18 protein-coding genes are annotated in these 19102 nt (G+C 71.0%); 5 read left to right on the plus strand and 13 right to left on the minus strand.

Annotated elements, in window-relative coordinates; all coding sequences use genetic code 11:
• The first annotated feature begins 15 nt into the window (after positions 1–15).
• The 3 genes from AWQ71_RS03290 (at position 16) to AWQ71_RS03300 (ending at position 3122) form a co-directional block, all read left to right on the plus strand.
• On the plus strand, positions 16–1449 hold the full coding sequence (locus tag AWQ71_RS03290) for a lipase maturation factor family protein (RefSeq protein WP_067127515.1): 1434 nt from the start codon (positions 16–18) through the stop codon (positions 1447–1449).
• Between the two features lie 103 nt (positions 1450–1552).
• The gene (locus AWQ71_RS03295) at positions 1553–2383 is read left to right on the plus strand and encodes a methyltransferase domain-containing protein (RefSeq protein ID WP_067126440.1); all 831 of its coding nucleotides are present in this window, start codon (positions 1553–1555) and stop codon (positions 2381–2383) included.
• 466 nt (positions 2384–2849) lie between these two features.
• Entirely contained in the window at positions 2850–3122 is a 273-nt protein-coding gene (locus tag AWQ71_RS03300; protein ID WP_067126443.1) for a hypothetical protein, read from the plus strand.
• A 107-nt stretch (positions 3123–3229) separates the two neighbouring features.
• Here AWQ71_RS03300 and AWQ71_RS03305 read toward each other — a convergent pair whose 3' ends face one another.
• Both AWQ71_RS03305 and AWQ71_RS03310 read right to left on the minus strand, forming a co-directional pair.
• Positions 3230–3820 (minus strand): GNAT family N-acetyltransferase, encoded by a 591-nt coding sequence (locus tag AWQ71_RS03305; RefSeq protein WP_067126446.1) that lies wholly within the window; start codon positions 3818–3820, stop codon positions 3230–3232.
• A gap of 32 nt (positions 3821–3852) precedes the next feature.
• Entirely contained in the window at positions 3853–4344 is a 492-nt protein-coding gene (locus AWQ71_RS03310; RefSeq protein WP_067126449.1) for a winged helix-turn-helix transcriptional regulator, read from the minus strand.
• A gap of 95 nt (positions 4345–4439) precedes the next feature.
• Here AWQ71_RS03310 and AWQ71_RS03315 point away from each other — a divergent pair, with 95 nt between their 5' ends.
• Complete coding sequence (locus AWQ71_RS03315) at positions 4440–5762, plus strand: MFS transporter (protein WP_245658088.1); 1323 nt, start codon at positions 4440–4442, stop codon at positions 5760–5762.
• A gap of 91 nt (positions 5763–5853) precedes the next feature.
• Here AWQ71_RS03315 and AWQ71_RS03320 read toward each other — a convergent pair whose 3' ends face one another.
• Together AWQ71_RS03320 and AWQ71_RS03325 are read right to left on the minus strand one after the other, a co-directional pair.
• Complete coding sequence (locus AWQ71_RS03320) at positions 5854–6735, minus strand: TIGR03620 family F420-dependent LLM class oxidoreductase (protein WP_067126452.1); 882 nt, start codon at positions 6733–6735, stop codon at positions 5854–5856.
• Positions 6732–7658: an NmrA/HSCARG family protein gene (locus AWQ71_RS03325; protein WP_067126455.1), complete on the minus strand. Its 927-nt coding sequence runs from the start codon at positions 7656–7658 to the stop codon at positions 6732–6734. Before AWQ71_RS03325 ends, AWQ71_RS03320 begins: the two co-directional genes overlap by 4 nt.
• A gap of 121 nt (positions 7659–7779) precedes the next feature.
• On the opposite strand from AWQ71_RS03325, the gene AWQ71_RS03330 reads away from it, so the two are divergent.
• Positions 7780–8388: a TetR/AcrR family transcriptional regulator gene (locus AWQ71_RS03330; RefSeq protein WP_245658089.1), complete on the plus strand. Its 609-nt coding sequence runs from the start codon at positions 7780–7782 to the stop codon at positions 8386–8388.
• 78 nt (positions 8389–8466) lie between these two features.
• Here the strand turns inward: AWQ71_RS03330 and AWQ71_RS03335 are convergent, their stop codons facing one another.
• The 9 genes from AWQ71_RS03335 to AWQ71_RS03375 form a co-directional block, all read right to left on the minus strand.
• The gene (locus AWQ71_RS03335) at positions 8467–9708 is read right to left on the minus strand and encodes an MFS transporter (protein ID WP_067126461.1); all 1242 of its coding nucleotides are present in this window, start codon (positions 9706–9708) and stop codon (positions 8467–8469) included.
• A 14-nt stretch (positions 9709–9722) separates the two neighbouring features.
• The gene (locus AWQ71_RS03340) at positions 9723–10286 is read right to left on the minus strand and encodes an ArsR/SmtB family transcription factor (RefSeq protein ID WP_084258450.1); all 564 of its coding nucleotides are present in this window, start codon (positions 10284–10286) and stop codon (positions 9723–9725) included.
• A 564-nt stretch (positions 10287–10850) separates the two neighbouring features.
• Positions 10851–11507, minus strand: coding sequence for a hypothetical protein (locus tag AWQ71_RS03350; RefSeq protein ID WP_218001625.1), 657 nt, complete (start codon positions 11505–11507; stop codon positions 10851–10853).
• The gene (locus AWQ71_RS41265; protein WP_157570158.1) at positions 11504–11656 is read right to left on the minus strand and encodes a hypothetical protein; all 153 of its coding nucleotides are present in this window, start codon (positions 11654–11656) and stop codon (positions 11504–11506) included. Before AWQ71_RS41265 ends, AWQ71_RS03350 begins: the two co-directional genes overlap by 4 nt.
• A gap of 47 nt (positions 11657–11703) precedes the next feature.
• Positions 11704–15975 carry an NB-ARC domain-containing protein gene (locus tag AWQ71_RS03360; RefSeq protein WP_157570159.1) on the minus strand — a complete coding sequence of 1424 codons (4272 nt, stop codon included), beginning with the start codon at positions 15973–15975 and terminating at the stop codon, positions 11704–11706.
• A 24-nt stretch (positions 15976–15999) separates the two neighbouring features.
• Positions 16000–16884, minus strand: a complete 885-nt coding sequence (locus tag AWQ71_RS03365; protein WP_067126472.1) for a hypothetical protein — start codon at positions 16882–16884, stop codon at positions 16000–16002.
• 24 nt (positions 16885–16908) lie between these two features.
• Positions 16909–17238, minus strand: a complete 330-nt coding sequence (locus AWQ71_RS44580) for a DUF4158 domain-containing protein (RefSeq protein WP_067126474.1) — start codon at positions 17236–17238, stop codon at positions 16909–16911.
• 9 nt (positions 17239–17247) lie between these two features.
• Positions 17248–17397: a hypothetical protein gene (locus AWQ71_RS41270; protein ID WP_157570160.1), complete on the minus strand. Its 150-nt coding sequence runs from the start codon at positions 17395–17397 to the stop codon at positions 17248–17250.
• 97 nt (positions 17398–17494) lie between these two features.
• On the minus strand, positions 17495–19093 hold the full coding sequence (locus AWQ71_RS03375) for an FAD-dependent monooxygenase (RefSeq protein WP_067126477.1): 1599 nt from the start codon (positions 19091–19093) through the stop codon (positions 17495–17497).
• Positions 19094–19102 lie beyond the last annotated feature (9 nt).

A 19102-nucleotide genomic window follows, 5' to 3' on the forward strand; every position in this document is an offset into this window, starting at 1 on the left:
AAGGGGGTGACGATCATGGACTGGTTCGCGGCGCCGGACTACTGGCTCAGCCGGATGGTGTTCCAGCGAGGCCTGGCCGCGATCTATCTGATCGGGTTCCTCGTCGCGCTGAACCAGTTCCCCGCGCTGCTCGGCGAGAACGGACTGACGCCGGTGCCCGCGTACCTGCGCCGGGTGCCGTTCCCGCGCGCGCCGAGCATCTTCCACCTCCACTATTCGGACCGGTTCTTCTCCCTGGTCGCGGGGACCGGCGCGCTGTTGTCCGCGGTCCTCCTGGCCGGGCTCGCCGACCTGCTCCCGCTCTGGGGCGCGATGCCGCTGTGGGCGCTCCTGTGGGTCCTCTACCTGTCCATCGTCAACGTGGGCCAGGTCTGGTACGCCTTCGGCTGGGAGTCGCTCCTGTGCGAGGCCGGCTTCCTCGCGATCTTCCTCGGCAACGGGGGCACCGCCCCGCCCGTGCTCGTGCTGTGGCTGCTGCGCTGGCTGCTGTTCCGGCTGGAGTTCGGCGCCGGCCTCATCAAGATGCGCGGCGACCGCTGCTGGCGCGACCTGACCTGCCTGTACTACCACCACGAGACCCAGCCGATGCCGGGCCCGCTGAGCTGGTACTTCCACCGGCTGCCCCGGCCGGCGCACCGGGTCGAGGTCGCGGGCAACCACGTCGCCCAGCTCGTCGCGCCGTTCGGGCTGTTCGCGCCCCAGCCGTACGCGAGCGTGGCGGCGGGCGTGATCATCGCCACCCAGCTCTGGCTGATCCTTTCGGGGAACTTCGCCTGGCTGAACTGGCTCACCGTCGTGCTGGCGGCCTCGGTGGTCTCGTGGGCGGACCTGGTCCGCATGCTGGGGCTCCCGCCACCGCCGCACCCCACGGCCGAGCCGCTGTGGTTCACCGGGGTGGTCCTCGCCGTGACCGTGCTCGTCGTCGTGCTCAGCTACTGGCCGGCCCGCAACCTGGTGTCGCGGCACCAGGTGATGAACGCCAGCTTCAACCCGTTCCACCTGGTCAATACGTACGGTGCCTTCGGCAGCGTGACCAGGGCCCGCTACGAGGTGGTGATCGAGGGCACCCGCGACCCGGCGGTCACGCCGGAGACGGTGTGGCGGGAGTACGAGTTCAAGGGCAAGCCGGGCGCGCCGGGGCGGCTGCCGCCCCAGTTCGCGCCGTACCACCTGCGGCTCGACTGGCTGATGTGGTTCGCCGGGCTGTCGGCGGCGTACGCGCACCCGTGGCTCATGCCGTTCGCGCGCAAGCTGCTCACGAACGACGAGGCGACGCTGCGGCTGCTGCGGGAGGTCCCCTTCCCGGACGCCCCGCCGACCTTCGTCCGCGCCCTCCTTTACCGCTACAGCTTCACCACACACCGGGAGCGGCGCGCGACCGGCCAGTGGTGGGAGCGCGAGCTGGTGGAGGAGTACCTGCCGCCGGTCAGGCTCGGCCGCTCCCACTGACGCCGACCGGCCCGCGCTGGGCACGCTGTGTACGGACGCGGCCGCCTCCCCGATGCCCAACGCGTCAATTGACTGCATGTCGGCGAGTCGGATGCTTGATCGCATGTCCAGCGACACCACTTTGGACGGCGAGCACAGCGCCGCCGACGATCTGATCCGACTGCTCCAGGCGGTCGATTCCCAGCCGGGCTCGGCGGAGTACCGCGCCCGGTCGTACGAACTGCTCGGGGCCGCGCCCGGGGCCCGCGTGGCCGACGTCGGCTGCGGCACGGGGCTGGCCGTCGAGGAGCTGGCCGATCGCGGCGTGACGGCGATCGGCGTGGACCACAGCGAGCGGATGATCGACACCGGGCGGCGGATCCGGCCCCGGGCGGACCTGCGGGCCGGTGACGCGTACCGGCTGCCGTTCGAGGACGGCGAGCTGGACGGGTATCGGGCCGACAAGGTCTACCACGAGATCGACGACCCGGCCCGTGCGCTCGCCGAGGCGCGCAGGGTACTCGCGCCCGGCGGTCGCATCGTCCTGATCGGCCAGGACTGGGACGCCTTCGTCATCGATTCGGATGACCCCGTCCTCACACGGCTGATTGTCCACGCTCGCGCCGACACCGTCGCGCGCCCCCGCGCCGCCCGGCAGTACCGGAACATGCTGCTGGACGGAGGATTCGACGACGTGACCGTGGAGGCGCGGGTCGCGCTGTTCACGGACGCGGCCGCGATGCCCATGATGGCGCGGATCGGCCGGGCGGCCTGCGCGAAAGGTGGTGTCTCGGACGAGCAGGCCGCCGCGTGGGTCGCCGAGCAGGCCGAGCGGGCCCGCACGGGGCGGCTGTTCATGGCGGTCCCGCTGTTCCTGGCCGCCGGACGCCGCCCGTCTGCGGCCCGGAGGGCTACCCCCACAACCGCTGGAGAGCCGGCCCGGAAGACCGCGTGATCGCGGGAGGGGCTAGCCCACATACTTGGGATGTGAAATGCACCCATTGCGGCAGCCCCAATCTGGAGCAGGGGTTCATCGAAGACAGCGGCGAGCATTCTCAGGGGTACGGCCGCTGGATCCCGGGCCCCCTTGAACGGGGCGTGTTCGGCGGTGCCAGACGCCTTGGCAAACCACGCTGGATCATCGACGCGTACCGATGCGTCCGGTGCTCGCACCTCGAACTCTTCGCCCGGCCGAAGGACTGAGCCGGGCCACGGAACCGGCGTCCTCGGCGAGGCCGCGCACCTGCGCCCTCCCGGTCCCCACTCGGGGACCGGGAGGGCCGCCCCACCTCCGCTGGATCTCCATCGCGGCGCCCCGACCCTGAACGCAAGATGACGACGTGCGCGAGTACTCGCTGTCGGCACCTCTTCGTCATCTACAGTGATGGCGACATCGCCGTCTGTAGTCATCGGAGGGGAAGTTGAACGTCACGCGTTTCGCCGTGGCCGCACTGGGCCTGACAGTCGCCGGAGTCGTCTGGACGGGGAGCACGGGGGGCGGTGTGGCCCTCGCCGAGAGCCACGCCAACTCGGCGGGCCACAACGTCTCCGCCCAGCTCCACAGCCACCGGAGCGGAAGCGGCGTCCTTCACGGGAAGGGCATGAAGAGGGGCAAGGGGAAGGGGCACCACCACAGGGGCAAGAAGCACGGCAAGGGGCAGACCGTGGTCACCCCGGGTACCGCCGGTCACTGATCTGACCTCCGCGCACGGGGCGGCCGCCGCCCCGTGCGCGTCCATATAGCCTGACAGGCCTCTGGATAGCCTGACGGACCTCAGGCCGCCCCTGTGGCGGACCTGGCTCAGCGCGGGCGGCGGACCATCGCCCAGGTGCGCGGGCCGCCGTCCGGCAGCTCCACCTCGGCGGTGACCTCGAATCCGAGCCGCCGATAGAACCCGACGTTCGCCTCGGTGGACGTCTCCAGGAAGGCGGGGACCCCCGCCTCCTCCGCCGCCTTGATTCCGGGCTCGATCACGGCCCGGCCCAGCCCCTTGCCCTGGTGGTCCGGATCGACCCCGACCGAGCCGAGGAACCACACGGGCTCAGCCGGGCGGTACGGAGCCAGCGCGGCCTCGGCCGAGGCGGCGAAGGGCGCCCGGTCGCCGCTCAGCTCGGCGAAGACCGGCGCCAGCTCCGCGAACACCTCGCCGATGCCGGTGCTTTCGGGGGTGGTCCAGACGGACGCCGCCGCGCAGTCCGGCGTGACCCAGACCCGGCCGTGCGGCAGGCCGATGCGGGTCACGAACAGCTCCTGAAACCGGCCGATCCGGCCGAGGTGGTCGTCCGCCGCGACCGTGTGCCGCATCCACGGATAGTCGGCGAACGCGCGGGTGAGCGTGCGTACGGCCGCTTCCACGTCGGCGTGGTCGGCGGGACGGGCGAGCGATGACATGCCACTCCAATACGGGGTCGGTGCGGGGTGTCTCAACTGGGAACACTGGGAGCGCTGGGCGTAGGTGCGGCGGCGGGCGGCGCGACCTTCTTCACCACGGCGTCGTCGGGACCGATTCGCCTTCCGTCGGCGGAGCGCACCTCCAGCGCGTGGAGAGGGTGCTCGTCCCGGCGGTCGACCATCTCCGAGTGCGGCTCGTCCGGAGCGAAGAAGTGGGCCTCGCCCCACTGCCGCAGCGCGACGATGACGTTGAAGAGATCCCGGCCCTTGGGGGTCAGGACGTACTCGTTGTAGGCGCTGCCGTCGGACGCGGGGACGACCTCGAGGACGCCGCCGTCCACGAGGGCGCGCAGCCGCGCCGTGAGGATGTTCTTGGCCACGCCGAGGCTGCGCTGGAACTCGCCGAAGCGGCGGCTGCCGTCGAACGCGTCGCGGACGATCAGCAGCGACCACCAGTCGCCGATCGCGTCGACCGAACGCGCGACCGGGCAGTCGCTGTCGTTGAAGCGGGTCCGCCTGACCATCGCGTCCTCCCTCGTTCAATGCCGGTTGCAACATGCTACCAATCTCCTCTAGCGTTCGAGTGGTAGCAAGATGCAACCGATTTGGAGGAGGGGTTGTGACCTGCCCGCAGGAGACGACGACGGCGGACGAGCACGTGGGGACACGGGAGGGGGCGCGGGAGAGCACGCCGCCCTCATCGGGGGACGAGGGCACGCCGCCGCCATCGGTGGGTGAGAGGACGGCGCCGCCCGCGCCCTCCCGCTGGGTCACGGCGCTGTTCGCCGTGGCGTGCGGGACGGCGGTCGCCAACGTCTACTTCGCGCAGCCCCTCCTGGTCACGCTGGGCCACGATCTCGCGATCGGGCCGGCGGCCGTCGGCGCCGTCGTCACTCTCACGCAGATCGGCTACGGGTTCGGCCTGTTCTTCCTGGTGCCGCTGGGCGACCTGGTCGAGCCGCGCCGCCTCGTCGTCACGCAGTCGGCGCTGCTCGCGGGGGCGCTGGCCGTGGTGGGCGCCGCCCCCGGCGCGCCGGTCCTGCTCGCCGCCCTCGCGGTGGTGGGCTTCCTCGCCGTCGTGACCCAGACGCTCGTCGCGTTCGCCGCGTCCCTGGCCGGGCCGGAGCGGCGGGGGCGGGTCGTCGGCCAGGTGACCGGCGGGGTGGTCGTCGGCATCCTGCTCGCCCGTACCGTCTCGGGCGCTCTGGCGGACCTCGCGGGCTGGCGGTCGGTCTACCTGGCCTCCGCCGTCCTCACTCTTCTGATCGCCCTCTGCCTGCGCCGCCTGCTGCCGCGCCGCGACCGGCGCGGGCCGTCCATGGGGTACCGGCGGCTGCTGGCGTCGACGATCGCGCTGTTCACCGAAGAGCCCGTGTTCCGGTTCCGCGCCCTGCTCGCCCTGCTCGTCTTCGCCGCGTTCAGCACCCTGTGGAGCTGCGTCGCGCTGCCGCTGAGCGCCGCGCCGCTGTCGCTCTCGCACACCGCGATCGGAGCGTTCGGGCTGGTCGGCGCGGCGGGGGCACTGGCCGCCGCCCCGGCCGGACGCCTGCACGACCGCGGCCTCGGCGAGTGGACCACCGGCACGGCGCTGACCCTGCTCGCCGTGTCCTGGCTGCCCCTCGCCTTCACCCAGCGGTCACTGTGGGCGCTGGCGGTCGGCGCGGTCGTGCTCGATCTGGCCGTCCAGGCCGTCCACGTCACGAACCAGAGCGTCATCTACGCGGTACGCCCGGAGGCGGGCAGCCGGCTGATCGGCGGCTACATGGTCTTCTATTCGATCGGCAGCGCCACCGGCGCCATCGCCTCGACCGCCGTCTACGCGGCCGCCGGCTGGGGCGCGGTGTGTGTGCTGGGCGGGGCGATCAGCCTGCTCGCGCTCGCCGTGTGGGCCCTCGTCCACGTCCGGTACGCACGGCACGGCGGCCATGTCACCCGCCGGTGAGGCCGGAGGGCAGGGGAGGCGCCGGTCGATTCAGAGCTCCCGCGAGGGCGTGCCCGTCGCTCTCGCTGTTCCCTGGCACGAATGCGCGGGATCAGACAATGAGGTGCGCGGCGAGTCGCTCCCACTGGCGAACGGGCGGGGTGGCGGGGGTGGCGGTGAGCAGGTGGAGGCTCACGTGGTCGGCTCCGGCGTCAAGGTGGTGATGGACGCGATGGACGATCTCCTCGGCAGGGCCGTGGGCCACGATCGCGTCGACGAGTCGTTCGTCGAGTGTGTCCGCGTCCTTGTATCCGAGGTCGCACAGGAGTGTGCGGCGGTTGGGCAGGGCCGCCGCTGCCGTGGTGCGGGCCAGTTCGACAGTTCGAGAGCGGTCGGGGCTCAACACACATAGTTGGGTGATGGCCAGGAGCGCGTCGGGGCCGAGTGTCGCCCTGGCGATGCGGGTGTACTCGACAGGCATGCCCAGCACGTTGGCGCCCCGGGTGCGTTCGGCGGCGAGCGCGAGCATGTCGGGGTCAAGGGCGGTGAGCACACGGTGGGGCGGGGCCGTTGTGGCGAGTGGCCCGAACGGGGCGGTGTCCAGTGCGTCGAGGTAGGAGCGCATCGTTGCCGGTGGTGGGCCGAAGTGGTGGCCGCGGACGTCCGCGGCGAGGCTGGGGTGGCTCTCCCACAGACCGAGCAGGAATCGCCCGGGGAACGCGTCCTCCAGGGTGCGCTGGGCGGCGGCGGTCGTCACTGCGTCGCGTGCGTAGATGTCGGTCATGCCGACGGCCACGGTGATCCGCCGGGTGGCTGATAACAGGATCGCGGCCTGCGCCATGGCCTCTCGCCCCGTGGTCTCGGCGAACCACATCGTGCTGTAGCCCAGGTCCTCGATCGCGGCGGCGGCTTCGCGGACTCCTGTCGCGGGGTAGCTGTCGAGGTCGCCCGCCCAGATCCCAATGCGCCCGAGGGTGCGCTCGCGGGCGCTCACGCCTGCCGCTCCGCGGTGCGCTGGGTGGCCAGGAAGGCGGCGATCTGGGCGGCGCCGGTGCGCTCCAGCCAGGTGCGCAGATCCATCGCCCCGGGGTGGATCCGGCGCGTGGCGGGGATGTCCGCGCGGTAGCCACGTTCGTTGAGCCACTCGTAGGCGAACGCGAAGTCCTCGCTGAGGGCCCGGATCGTATCGATCGGGATCTGGGCATACGGCAGCGGGTGTCCGAGCGCGCGCTCGATGGTCGCGGCGATCTGGACCGGCGTGAGCTCGTCCGCCGCCAGCGCGACCGCGCGGCCGATCCACTCCTCGGGCCGGGAGAACGCCAGCGCGGTGACGAAGCCGACATCGTCCACGGCCATGATCTGCTGAGGAACCTCGGGCGCGAGGGCGGTGGTCAACGCTCCGTCTTGCAGGGCGTATCCGCTCGTGAAGTTCTCCATGAAGGAGACCGGCCGCAGGATCGTCGCGGGTAAGCCGAGTCCGGCGATGTGCTGCTCGATCCGCCACTTGCTGATCAGGTTCCGCGGCAGCGTTTCGCCACCGTGACGGTCTGCGCCGGCGACCGAGGTGAAGACGAGATGCTCGACGCCGACGGCGTGTGCCGCCTCGGCAACGTTGATCCCCCAGCGGACCTCGTCGTCGGCGCCGAAGCCGGGCGCGGTGCCGGGAGAGCCGACGGTGGGCTGGACGCTGAACATGCCGTAGGTGCCCTGCGCTGCGGAGGTCAAGGACGCGACGTCCTCCATCCGCGCCCGCACGATGTGCGCGCCGATGCTCGCCAGCGCCCTGGCCGGCGCCCCGTCCGGATCACGCGTGAGCGCGCGCACCTGCCAACCGCTGCTCAGCAGGTGCTGTGTCACCGCCCGGCCCTGCGGACCGGTCGCCCCCACCACGACGATGGTCCTTGCTGTCGACTCCACGTCTCTCCTCGACTTCGTCCACGCCGACGAAGGACGCATCCCCATAACTGGGGTGGTCCTCCGGTTATCGTTCGATACGATATGGAGGGTCACCCCAGTTAGCAAGTCATCAGGAGATTCCGTGCCCAAGGACGCAGTCGCCCCGGCTCCGCGGCCGATGCGTGCCGACGCGCGCCGCAACTACAACCGCGTTCTGGCCGCCGCCGAGACCGTCATCGCCGAACACGGCGCCGAGGCCTCCCTGGAGGAGATCGCCCGGAACGCCGGGGTCGGCTCGGCCACCCTCCACCGGCACTTCCCCACCCGGCAGGCTCTCCTGGAAGCCGTTTTCAAGAGCCGAGTAGAGGCCCTCTGCGCCACCGCGCACGACCTGCTCTCCGACCCCGACCCGGGAACCGCGCTCGTTACCTGGCTCCGTGCCGTCGGCGCGCACGCTGTAGCCAACCGCGGCCTCGGGGCATCACTGATGCGCGGGGACCGCCACGGCGACCCAACCTTGGGAAACACCTGCCACACAATGATCATCAGTGCCGGCGACGAACTCCTTGCGAGCGCCCGCCAGGCGGATGCCGTACGCCCCGAGGCCACCATCACCCAACTGCTCAAACTCGTCAGCGCCATCGCCCTGGCCACGGAAGGGGAACCCGACGGCCCAATCCAGGCCGGCCAACTGCTCGACCTCGCCCTCGATGGAGTACGCCTTCGCCGGACGTCCCGGCCCCACAAGTGAGGCTCCGTGCGGCGCGAGGAGGTCGCGCAGCTGTCCGGAGTAAGCGCCGTGACGTTCACCACCCGGAGCGCGGCCGCGTCACCCGGCGGTGAGGCCGGAGGGCAGGGGAGGGGCCTGCCGTACCGCCCGGCTCGCGGTCGCGGCGAGGGCGACGGCCAGCATCCCGCCGGCGAGGACCAGCACGGTGCCGCCGGGGCCCAGCACGGTGAGGAGCCAGCTCGCGGCCAGGGAGCCCAACGGCATGACGCCCCAGCTCAGCGTCATGGCCGCGCTGCCGACCCGCCCCAGCATCCCGTTCGGCACCAGCGTCATCTGGTACGTGCCGATCACGATGTTCCACATCGGGCCGACGAAGGAGGTCCCCGCGGCGATCACACCGGCCAGCAGCGGGTGCGGGGCGACCGCGATCAGGGGGAGGAGCAGGGCCCAGACCCAATTGACCCCGATGATCACGGCTCTGGGGCTGAACCGGCGGTGCAGACGGCCGGCGACGATCGCGCCGAGCAGCCCGCCCCCGCCGTAGACGCCCATCATCACTCCTGTCTCGGCCGAGGAGGCACCCATCTCCTGGGCGAGCACGACGAGCACGAGGGAGAGCCCGGCGAAGATCATGTTGCTCGCCGCGACCAGGAGCACGGCGGCCCGGATCAGCGGGTGCCCCCAGAGCCACCGCAGGCCCGCCGTGGTGTCGTGCCAGAGCGATCCTGGCGGCTCCGCGCGTTCGCTTCGCAGGTCGGACCGTACGAACAGCAGGGCGAACGCGGCGACCAGATAGGAAAGGGCGCTCGCCAGGAAGGGGATGGCCTGGCCGATGCCGAAGAGAGCGCCGCCGAGGGGAGGGCCGGCGAGTCCGGCGCCGCGGGTCTTGGCCTCGTTCTGCGCGATCGCGGCGGGCAGGAGCGACGCGGGCACGATCTGCGGTAGAGCCGCTTCCTCGGCGAGGCCGTAGAAGACGAAGCAGGCGCCCTGGACGAACGCGGCGATCACCAGGTGGAGCAGTGTGAGGGCGCCGAGCCACCACGCGACGCAGACGCTCGCGAGAGCGGCTCCCGCGGTGAGCTGGCCGGCCAGCATGACGCGCCGGCGGTCCCAGCGATCGACCAGCGTGCCGGCGAGGAGGTTCACCACCAGGTAGGGGAGGGAGGTCGCGGCGGCCACGACGCCGGCGTCGGCCGCGGACCCCGTGATCGAGAGCACGAGCAGCGGCATGGCCATCGCGCTGACCCGGGAACCCAGGGTGGACACGATCTGGCCGCTCCACAGGACGAGAAAGTCGCGGTTGCGCCACAGAGACGGCCGGCGGGCCGGGGCTTCGGTCATCACGCCTCGCCCCGTCACGGTGTGGGGAAGGCGTGGAAGATCACGGTGATGTGCCGGGCGCCCTCGGGCGCCTCGTCCGGATCGCGGCGCCAGCGGTTGAGCAGCGCCACGTACTCCTCGGTGAAGGCGGCGAGTTCGGCGGCCGTCAGGGTGGTGCCGCCGATCGAGCTCAGCGCCGCGTCGCCGAACTCGCCGAAGGCGCGCTCGTCCGCGAGGAACGCCGCCAGGTCGTGCTCGCCCTGCTCGCGCCACCGCCGGCCCAGCTCGGCCCCGGCCGCCTCCGCCTCCGCGTCGGCGTCCGCCGGGTGGCCGGGCAGCCGCAGGTCGAGGGGGACGGCCCGCCAGTACTTCCGCCGCCCCGCCGAGCGGTTGGCGTCCACCTCGATGAAGCCGAAGCGGGCGAGGCATCGCAGGTGGTAGCTCGTGGCACCGCGATCCTCGCCGAACTCGGCGGCGAGGATCGCCGACGTGGCCGGGCCCCGCCGCTGGAGGCGGGTGAGCAGCCGCTGGCGCAGCGGATGGGCGAGCGCCTTGAGGGCCTCGGGGTCGGACAGGTCTCTCCGTTGGATCTCCATCATGAATGAGAAGATAGCTGTGCAAAGAAATCTTCTCAATACCCGTCGTGAAGATCCATCGGGAGAAATGCCGGAGCGGTGAGTGACCAGGGAGCGCGGAGCGAACCCGACGCAGCGAGGGGAGTGGTCGGCCGAGGGACGAGGCCGCCCGCGGAGTGAGTGAGGAGGGGTGAGTGACCAGGGAGCGCGGAGCGAACCCGACGCAGCGAGGGGAGTGGTCGGCCGAGGGACGAGGCCGCCCGCGGAGTGAGTGAGGAGGGGTGAGTGACCAGTGAGCGCGGAGCGAACCCGACGCAGCGAGGGGAGTGGTCGGCCGAGGGACGAGGCCGCTCGCGGAGTGAGTGAGGAGCGTGACGCGTCCGGGGTCGGTTCCAGGAAGAGCGTGCGCGGGGTCGATGAGCAGCCTCTCCAGCCGGGCGGCGGGGATGGCGCGGTCGCCCCGGCGGACGGGCTTGCGGCGCTTCACCGCCGGGCCGGATTTGTGGCGAGGATCTCCTGGCGCTGGGCTCAGGTGGTGAAGGATCAGGAACGTCCGTAGGGCTCGCGCGGGACCTGGGCAGCGGTCGGTTATCCGTTGCCGGTGACGATGAGGAACCCCGCCGTGCCTGCTGCGACGAGGGCGACTCCCATCAGGCACCAGTATCGAGCCGCGCGCAGTGCCGCCTGGATCTGGTAGACGTGTGCCATGGCGAGCAGCCAGCGCTCAAGGGGTGCGGCGCGAGCTATGTTGACTCGGGCGCGCTTCAGGTGGCGGCGCCACACCTCGCGCCGCGAGGGATCGCTTTCGGAGAGCATGGCGCGATGGATGTTCACGGCGACGGCCCGGTGGCTCAACAGGTCGTCGACGCTGGTGGCGGCGGTGCCGAAGAAGTCGGCCGGGGAGCGGTCGATCATCTCGCGCAGGCCGCGAAGGGCCGGTGTGGCGAGTGTTGCGGGCGTGGTGATCGGCGGTTCTAGCACCCGACTGACGCGCCAAATGGCGATGCTCACTCCTGTGAGAGCGACGAAGAGCGCGATGCCCACGCCGAAGGCGTCCGCGACTCCGTGCACCCGGCCGACGGCGACCAGAGGGCCGCCGCCGATCAAAGCGGCGCCGACGGCTCCGAACGCGGCAAGGATCCAGCGTGCCGCGGCCCGCAGATCGGGAACGGCTTCGAGCGGCGAGGGCAGTGTTGCATCGAACGGGAGGATCGTTCCGCTGTCGTCGGGTGCGGGGGTCGTCATGGTCGATCATCGCCCCTGGCCAGTCCCAGGGGCCAATCGCCCGGGTCATGCTCGATGTCCAGATACGGTTCCCAGGCCTCGCCGTTGAAGCGCTCCAGATCTCCGTTCTCAAGCTGCCGCACGGCGTTGATCTGTGGCTTGTCGTCCATGGCTGCTTCCTCTTGCTTGTCGGGTTGTCGGGGTGGTCCTGTTGATGTCAGCCACCGGGGTGGCTTCCGTTGGCTGACTCGACTTTGGAGATGTGATGCAGCACCGCACCTATCACCGCGCGTTGTGTCGGATCGTTGAGTCGTGTTGGTTGACCGCTGTCGCGGCTGCCACCGACGATGTCGGTCAGGACCTCGGCCATGGGCACAAGGTCGGGGTCGCCGGCGAGGTCGTCCAGGAAACTCTGGGTCGCGTCCGCTCCTTCGGGATGCCCGGTGGCGGTGGCGACGATATTGGCGAGGGCTATGCCGAAATGCATCGCAGGCCATAGGTCAATGTCGACGCTCGCTTGGTTCTCCAGTGCGTCCTGGGCGCGGGTGGCGACGGCGGCGTCGAGTGGGCCGAGGCCGGCGAGGAGGCGCGGGCCGCGTTCGCCGTCATGGATCCGCCTCAGTACCGCGGCCAGTTTCGCGAATTGCGGGTCGAGGTTCTCCAGCTTGGTGAGGCGTCGCCGCAGCTGGATGTAGGCCGCGGTGTTGCCGCGGGCGGCCGCCACGAGGGCGGCGACGACCGGTTCCCAGGCCACGGCCCACACGGCTTCCCTGATGCCCGGCCCCGCGGGTTGATCCGCCAGTCGGCGGGCTTCGTTCACGAGGTCCGTCAGAAGGTCGCCCAGGAGTGCCGGGTCGGGCGCCACCTGTCGCAGGACGCTGTGGAGGTCCACGCCGGGAACCGTGCCGACCTGCTCGGACAGCCTGTCCGGGTCGGTGGCCGGGTCGGCTGTCCGTCCGAACTCGTGCAGATCGCCCGCGAGCGCGTGCATGGCGTTGGTGGTGACGCCACTGGTCAGCCGGCCTAACAGCGCGGCGACCAGGTGGTGGGCCGCCGCTTGCGCGCTGTCCCGTGCGTGGTCGTGCAGATAGGTGCCGAGATTGGCGTGCCCGATCGCGATGGAGGAGGGGATGTTCGCCAGATAGGCGTAGCGGAGGGCGTCCTGTGCGCGGGCGATGGCGAGGTCACCGTGCCCGCGCAGGTGCTCGACGTTGCCCAGGGCGCCGAGCACCTCGCCGAGTAGCGGCGGACTGTCAGAGAAGCGCGCCCTGCACCAGTCCAGTAGCAAGAGCGCCTCGTCGGTGCGCCCCAGTTGCGCCAGTGGCATGTACGCGGGAAAGCGGGCCTTCGCGAGTTCGGTGGCCGGGGCGCCGCGCGCTTCCTTTGTTCGGCACAGCTCGGCGGTGTATTGGAGTGCCTGCTGCCAGTTGGCGGTGCGAATGGCTGCCCGCTGGGCGGATTCGTGGAGTTCTTCCCATACTTCCCACCAGAGCACGCCCTCCCGCTCAGTTCGCTCGCGCGGCACCGCCTCGATCCGGCGGCGCAGCTCCGCCGCCTCGGTCAGCGCCTGCTCCGCGTACCGCGACTCAGCCAGCACATGCACCCGCTGGACCTCGCTGTGGAGACGCGACCACACACCGAGTCCCGCCAGCCGCACATGATCGATCTGTTCGTCGGCGAGTGCGATCGCTTCTTCCAAACGTCCTGTCGACACAACCAATTCGATCAAGCGGCTTGCGGCAGTGGCCGCCTCCGAATGGTCCCCCTCGGAACGCGCTCGTTCCAACGCGAGGCGGGCCTGTCTTTCGGCGTCCTGGGGTTTGACGACCTTGAGGACCAGATCGAGCGCTCCGGAGAGGGGTTGCCCACCCGTGGTGGTCGCCCGCAGCGTGGCAAGCCATCGCAGCAGCGGGTGGACCCGGGCGATGGTCGGCATGGAGGTGTCGCGGCGGAGCACTGCCTCGAGAAGTACCTCGGCCCACTGCAACTCGCCCCGGCGCGCGAGATAGGGCACGGCAGACAGCCCGGCCCGCGCGAGCACCGGGCCGGCCATGTGCGCCTGGTCCGCATCGGTGCCCTCTCGGTCCCACGCCATCCGGAACAACGACACCCAGTACCCGGCCAGTCGCAGGTCGACCATCGTGCGGAAGCTGTCGCCGGCCAGGTCGCGTCCCACTGCTGCGATCGCGGGCTGAATGTCGTAGGAAGCCGGCGACGAGCGCGGTGTGACCAGGCCTCGGTCCACCAGCGTCTGCAGGCTCGCCCTCAGCGGCGCTTCGCCGTGGCCGAGGTGCGCGCGCAGCTCCGGCCAGTTCTGCTCCACGGTCGGAGGTATGCGGTCCGCGGTGTCCAGGCAGCACAGGAAGAGGAACAGGTCACGGTGCTCCGTCGGCAGGCCATCGACGATGGCACGGGTCCAGGCGCGTATCACGCGCAGCAATCGGTCGTCGCCTTCGGCACCTTCGAGTGCCCCTCTGGCGGCCTCTGCCAGCGACATGATGCGGCTGGGATCGCTGCACAGGCCGTTGGCCAGTTCCAGCAACTGTGGGTGTCCTTGCGCCGATTCGAGGAGAGCGCGAGCGTATCGGCGTGCCGGTGCCGCGGGCACGCAGGGCACGTTGCCGTTCACCAGTCTGGCGAGATTGGGCAGTTCCCGGGTCAGGAGCATGCTTTCGTCGTGGGTGAGCAGACCAATGGGTTTGGCGAGCAGACCTGGTGGAAGCGCACGAGGCGTGCTGCGGCCGGTCAGAATCAGCCGCCCGGCTCCCTCGTGTCCGGCGAGGGCGTCCAACAGCCGCCGCCACCGCTGGTCCTGCCAGTCGCCGTCATGGTCGAGCAGCGGGTCGATGCCGTCGATGACGAGTAGGAGACGGTGCCGCCGCATGACGTCGCCGAGCAGTGCTGGCAGTTCCACGAAGCGGTCGGCGTCCGTCAAGAGCTCGACGCAGCGCAGCCCGGGATCCGCCTGCTCCATGATCAGAGCCAGTTCCGCAAGAGCGCTGTCAGAGCCCGGCTCCTGGGCCCGCGTGACCTGGAACCAGACGACGTTCTCGAAGGCATGTTCATGGGTCAGCACCAGCTCCGCGGCACACGTGGTCTTGCCCACACCGGGCATCCCACTCAGCAGCACACCGCGATGGTCACCGTGCGGCGAAAGTGCCGCACCGGCCCACGCCATGAGGGCGACGCGGCCGACGAATCGCGCTGGCACAGGCGGCGTCCCTGTTATCGGTGGACGCGGCGTACTCGCCGTCCCCGCCGTACTTGGCTCCGGCGCCGTGGACACAGTGTCCGGCGTTGCCTCGCCACGCTCGGGCGGCACAAGAATGTGCGGGGCGACCATCGCGAGCTCAGCCGCCCGCGCGCCGACGAGTGTCGGAGTCGCTGCCTGTAGTGCTTCAGGCACATGGCCCCGGTGCTCCTCCGCGAGCTCCTTGAGCGTGCCGGCCAGAGCCTTCGGCAACGGGTGACCGTCGAGGATCATGCGCGGATAGAGCCGCTCGGCCATGTCGATCGCAAAATCGTCGGTTACCGGATATCGCATCGCCAGCACCGCGCACCCCAGCCGGTCAGCGACCAGGTTCGCGAGGGCGCCGACCGGCCGGGGCGTCGGCTCGGCAGCAGCCGGGCGATCGCCGTGATCCGGCAGTTCGAGGAGTCGGTGTTGTACACGCAGCGCCGCCGCAGCCGACCAGCACGCTGACAGCGTCACCAGCCTGACGCCGCGCGCCACCACGAGCAGTTCCACCAGGTCCCCTGCCGAAACCCGGTCCGGTTGCCCGGTCTCCGTCTCCAGCAGCAGTTCACCCGGTGTCCCGTGGCCGGACACGTGGATCAGATCCCAGCCTTCGGGCCGCGCCAGCACGGACTGGAGCCGCTTCCGGGTCACCCCGTACTGCAGACTGCGGAACTCGACCCCACGTCCCGTCCGAGCCGCCTCGGTGAAGCACGAGTACAGTGCCTGCCGCTCGCGGCGCAGGTTCAGCGTCCTGCTGCTCTCCGGCAGGCTGAACAGCGCGAGAACCCGCACCGGCCGACCGCCGGGCGGCTCCGGCTCGGCGACGGGAGGTTCCGCGCTGCGGTCGCACTGCCACACCAGTGTCACGTCCTGCAGGGCGAGGGGCCTTCCTCGCACCCACGCGAGCTCCAGCGGCAGGTTCTGCAGGTACGGCGCATGCGTGGGCGCCACCACCTGGACCGCCGCGGGAGCCGCCGCGCACAGCGCGTCGGCGACCGGCCCGAGCACCTCCTCAACCAGCCACTCCCCCACGTTGCGGACGATCTCCTCTTCCCGGATCTCGCGCAGGTCCGGGGCGGCATGGCGCTGGAGATATCCCAGGAGATCAAGGGACGCCTCATACTGCGGGCTATCCGGGTTCAGGCGTACGTCGTGGCGGGCGAGTACTCGGCCGTCGGCCCCGGTCAGCGTCCAGCACCATCGGTCCAACCCCACGACATCCTGGGCCTCGAGCCGGAGTGCGGCCATCATCGCCACTCCCTCCTTCGTACGGTCTCAGATCCGGCGCCGACGCCAGCCTCGGCGCGGGCGAGCGTCCTCGAGCGCCCGGCCGAGCGCGCGGGCGTGCGCCGGGTACGCGATCCGCAGCATGCCCACCGCTTCGGCGAGTTGGGGATGAAGGTCGGCGATCGTCCCCTGGGGGAGCAGCGCGACGAGGTCCGCCGCCAGCTTGGCCACCTCTACCGCGCGAGCGGGCTCCTTGACCAAGCCAAGACAACGCAGGTACTGGATATAGGTGTTGGCGAGTTCCCACATGCTCAGCGGGTCGGCCGGCGTGAGCGCCTTCAGGCGTATCTCCACCGCACGCGAGGCCGACAGAGCGGGGACCATCGGGTCGACATCGGTTCCTCCGCGACGAAATCCGTCGACCAGACGGCTCATCTCGGCGACGGACAAATTGTGGTGCACCGTCCCCAGGGCCCGCAGCGAACGCGGGCCCGCGGCAATGCTGCGCCCGGCCTCGCGGGCGTCTTCGAGAATGCGGATGCGTTCACCGGGCTTGCCCGCCGCGGCGGCGGCTTCGGCGAGGTCGCATCGGGCCACGAGTAGCTCCGCCAGTACCGCATCGACGGCAGGGGACTGCTCGTCTGCGTTCCACCCCAGCGTCTTCCGGAACGCGGCGTCGAACTCGGCCACCGCCTGCCGTCCCGGCCCAAGGGCGCCTGCCGGGTCCCCCGCCGCATGCAGCGCCATGGACAACCGCCACAGCGCCCGGGCCAGGCCGCGGGTGGTGTCGACGTCCGGACGGTCCCGCAGCGCGTTGCGGTACCTGTCGGCCAGGGACTGCCACTGAGCGGGCGTCGGGCCTCTGCGCGCAGGATCGACCTGCTGCTCGCGGAGCTGCTCGTACTCGCGGTCCAACCGCTCTCGTGCCTCCATGACACTCCTCACCCAAGGGCGGTCTCAGTTCTCCGCCTGACCCCTCGGCAGCGGCCTACGGCAGCGTCTTCCAGCACCTCGGCCCGCCCCAACGCTGTCTCCCACAGCTCGGTCGGCGCGGTAAACACCCCGCGGCACCGCGAGCGGGTCCTCCAGGAACAACCTGATGTTGAACAACCTGATGTACCGCACGGTTGTCAGTTGTATCGCGAACCCCAGTTGGTGCGACTTTGTCCGGCGCAGCGCGACCAGGTCCCGGTCCACGTCGTCTAGGTAGAAAAATCGTTCCAGCTCCAACCGCATCGGCACCTTGGCGAAGCTCCCGTACGCTGGCTCATTGGTCAGAAACTCCACAGCGATACATCAGGAGTGCACGTCGCGCTCTTGATCGAACCGTTGCGAATGCCGAGCTAAGCGATAACTCGCACCAAGATCGTTCTCGGCGCTAATGGCTGTACCGCTGTTCTTCGGCGCCTCGGGATCGGACAGGTCTCTCCGCTGGATCTCCACCATAAATGAGAAGATAATTGCGTAAAGAATTCTTCTCAATACTGCCGGGAAAACCGGGAGGAAAGCCGGAGCGAGTGAGGAGTGGCGAGCGTAGGCCCGCTTACCGGCTCGTGGGGGCTCCGAACCATTGGGTCAGCGCGGCGCGCAAGGCCGCGCGCTCGTCGGCACCCGGATTCGGCGAATCCGAGGCCCAGGCGACGTAGCAGTCCGGCCGCAGGAGCAGGGCCGTGACCGGAGCTCGATCGTGGACGGCGGAGGCGGTCTCAGGAACGCGGGCCGGGACCGCGTCCACCCGGTCCTGCCAGCCGCTGAGCGCTCCGGAGAGTGACGCGTCCGGGGTGAGGTCCAGCAGCATGGGCCGGGCGTTCTCGGTCAGCGTGGCGAGGCGGACCGGGCCGCTCCCTGTGTCCGGCGTGAGAGTGTCCAGCGTGAGGTCGGGGGCCCACCGGCCGGTCAGCGGGTGTGCCCCGCCGATGTCGTAGCGGATGTCGGCGCCCGCCATGAGTTCGGCGACGCGTCGTACGGCGTCCCGGTCGGCGAGCAGCTCCGCGAACAGCGCGCGCAGCGCGGTGACCTCGGCGCCCGGCGCGACCAGGGCGGACTGGGCCTGGGTGTGCATGATCACCCGCTCGGCGGCCGGTCGCCGCTCGCTCTCGTAGGTGTCCAGCAGTCCGGGCGGCGCCCAGCCGTGGACCTCGGCGGCGAGTTTCCAGCCCAGGTTGACGGCGTCCTGGAGGCCCAGGTTCAGGCCGGGGCCGCCCATCGCCGAGTGGACGTGGGCGGCGTCGCCGAGCAGCAGCACCCGGCCGGCGCGGAAGCGGTCCGCCAGCCGGGTGTTGCCGCCGACCAGCCGGCGCAGCATGTGCGGACCCGGGCCGTCGGGCGGCGCGAGCGGCAGGTCGGCCCCGAGCACGCGGCGGACGCTCAGGCGCAGGTCGTCGAGGGTCATGGGCGCGTCGAAGGCCTCCGCGTCGTCCCCGGCCGTGGGCCACTCCGTCGTGCCCACCAGTGCCGGACGGGAGGGGAAGGGTGCGTACACGAACATGCCGCGCTCGGTGCGGTGGTGCCGGAACGGCGGGATCGGCCCGTACCCGGGCACGTCGAGCCCTCCGGTCGCCGGGTCGACCAGCGCCGCGGGAACTGCGGCCTGAGCGGTGCGGTGGACGGTGTCGTCCCTCGTCACGCCGGGGAAGTCGATGCCGGCCAGTTTGCGGGTGCGACTGCGGCCCCCGTCCGCGCCGATGAGGTAGCGGGCGCGCACCCGGTAGGGGCCGCCCGGGCCGGAGATGTCGGCGTTCACGCCGTCGTCGTCCTGGGTGAGGCCGGTCAGCTCGTGGCCGCGGCGGATCTCCACGCCGAGCTCGACGGCGCGCTCCTCCAGCACCTGCTCGATGCGGCGTTGCGGCACGGGCAGCCCGTAGAGCGGGTTGTCCTCCAGGACGCTCAGGTCCAGCGGCAGCGCGCCGAACACGAAGGACGGCCCGGGTCGGGGCGGCTCGGGGCTGCCGCTGAGCCGCCGGTGCAGCCCGCGGCGGTCGAGCATCCGCACGACTTGGCCGACCAGGCCGTTGGCCCGGTTCTCCTCGGTGGGCTCGGGCAGGCGTTCCAGCACGAGCGGCCGGATGCCCGCGAGGCTCAGCTCGCAGGCCAGCATCAGCCCGTTCGGCCCGGCTCCGGCGATGACGACGTCGACGTTCATGGGGGGGTC

The organism is Microtetraspora malaysiensis, from assembly GCF_001528665.1.
In the GTDB taxonomy this organism is placed as follows: Bacteria; Actinomycetota; Actinomycetes; order Streptosporangiales; family Streptosporangiaceae; genus Microtetraspora_A; species Microtetraspora_A malaysiensis.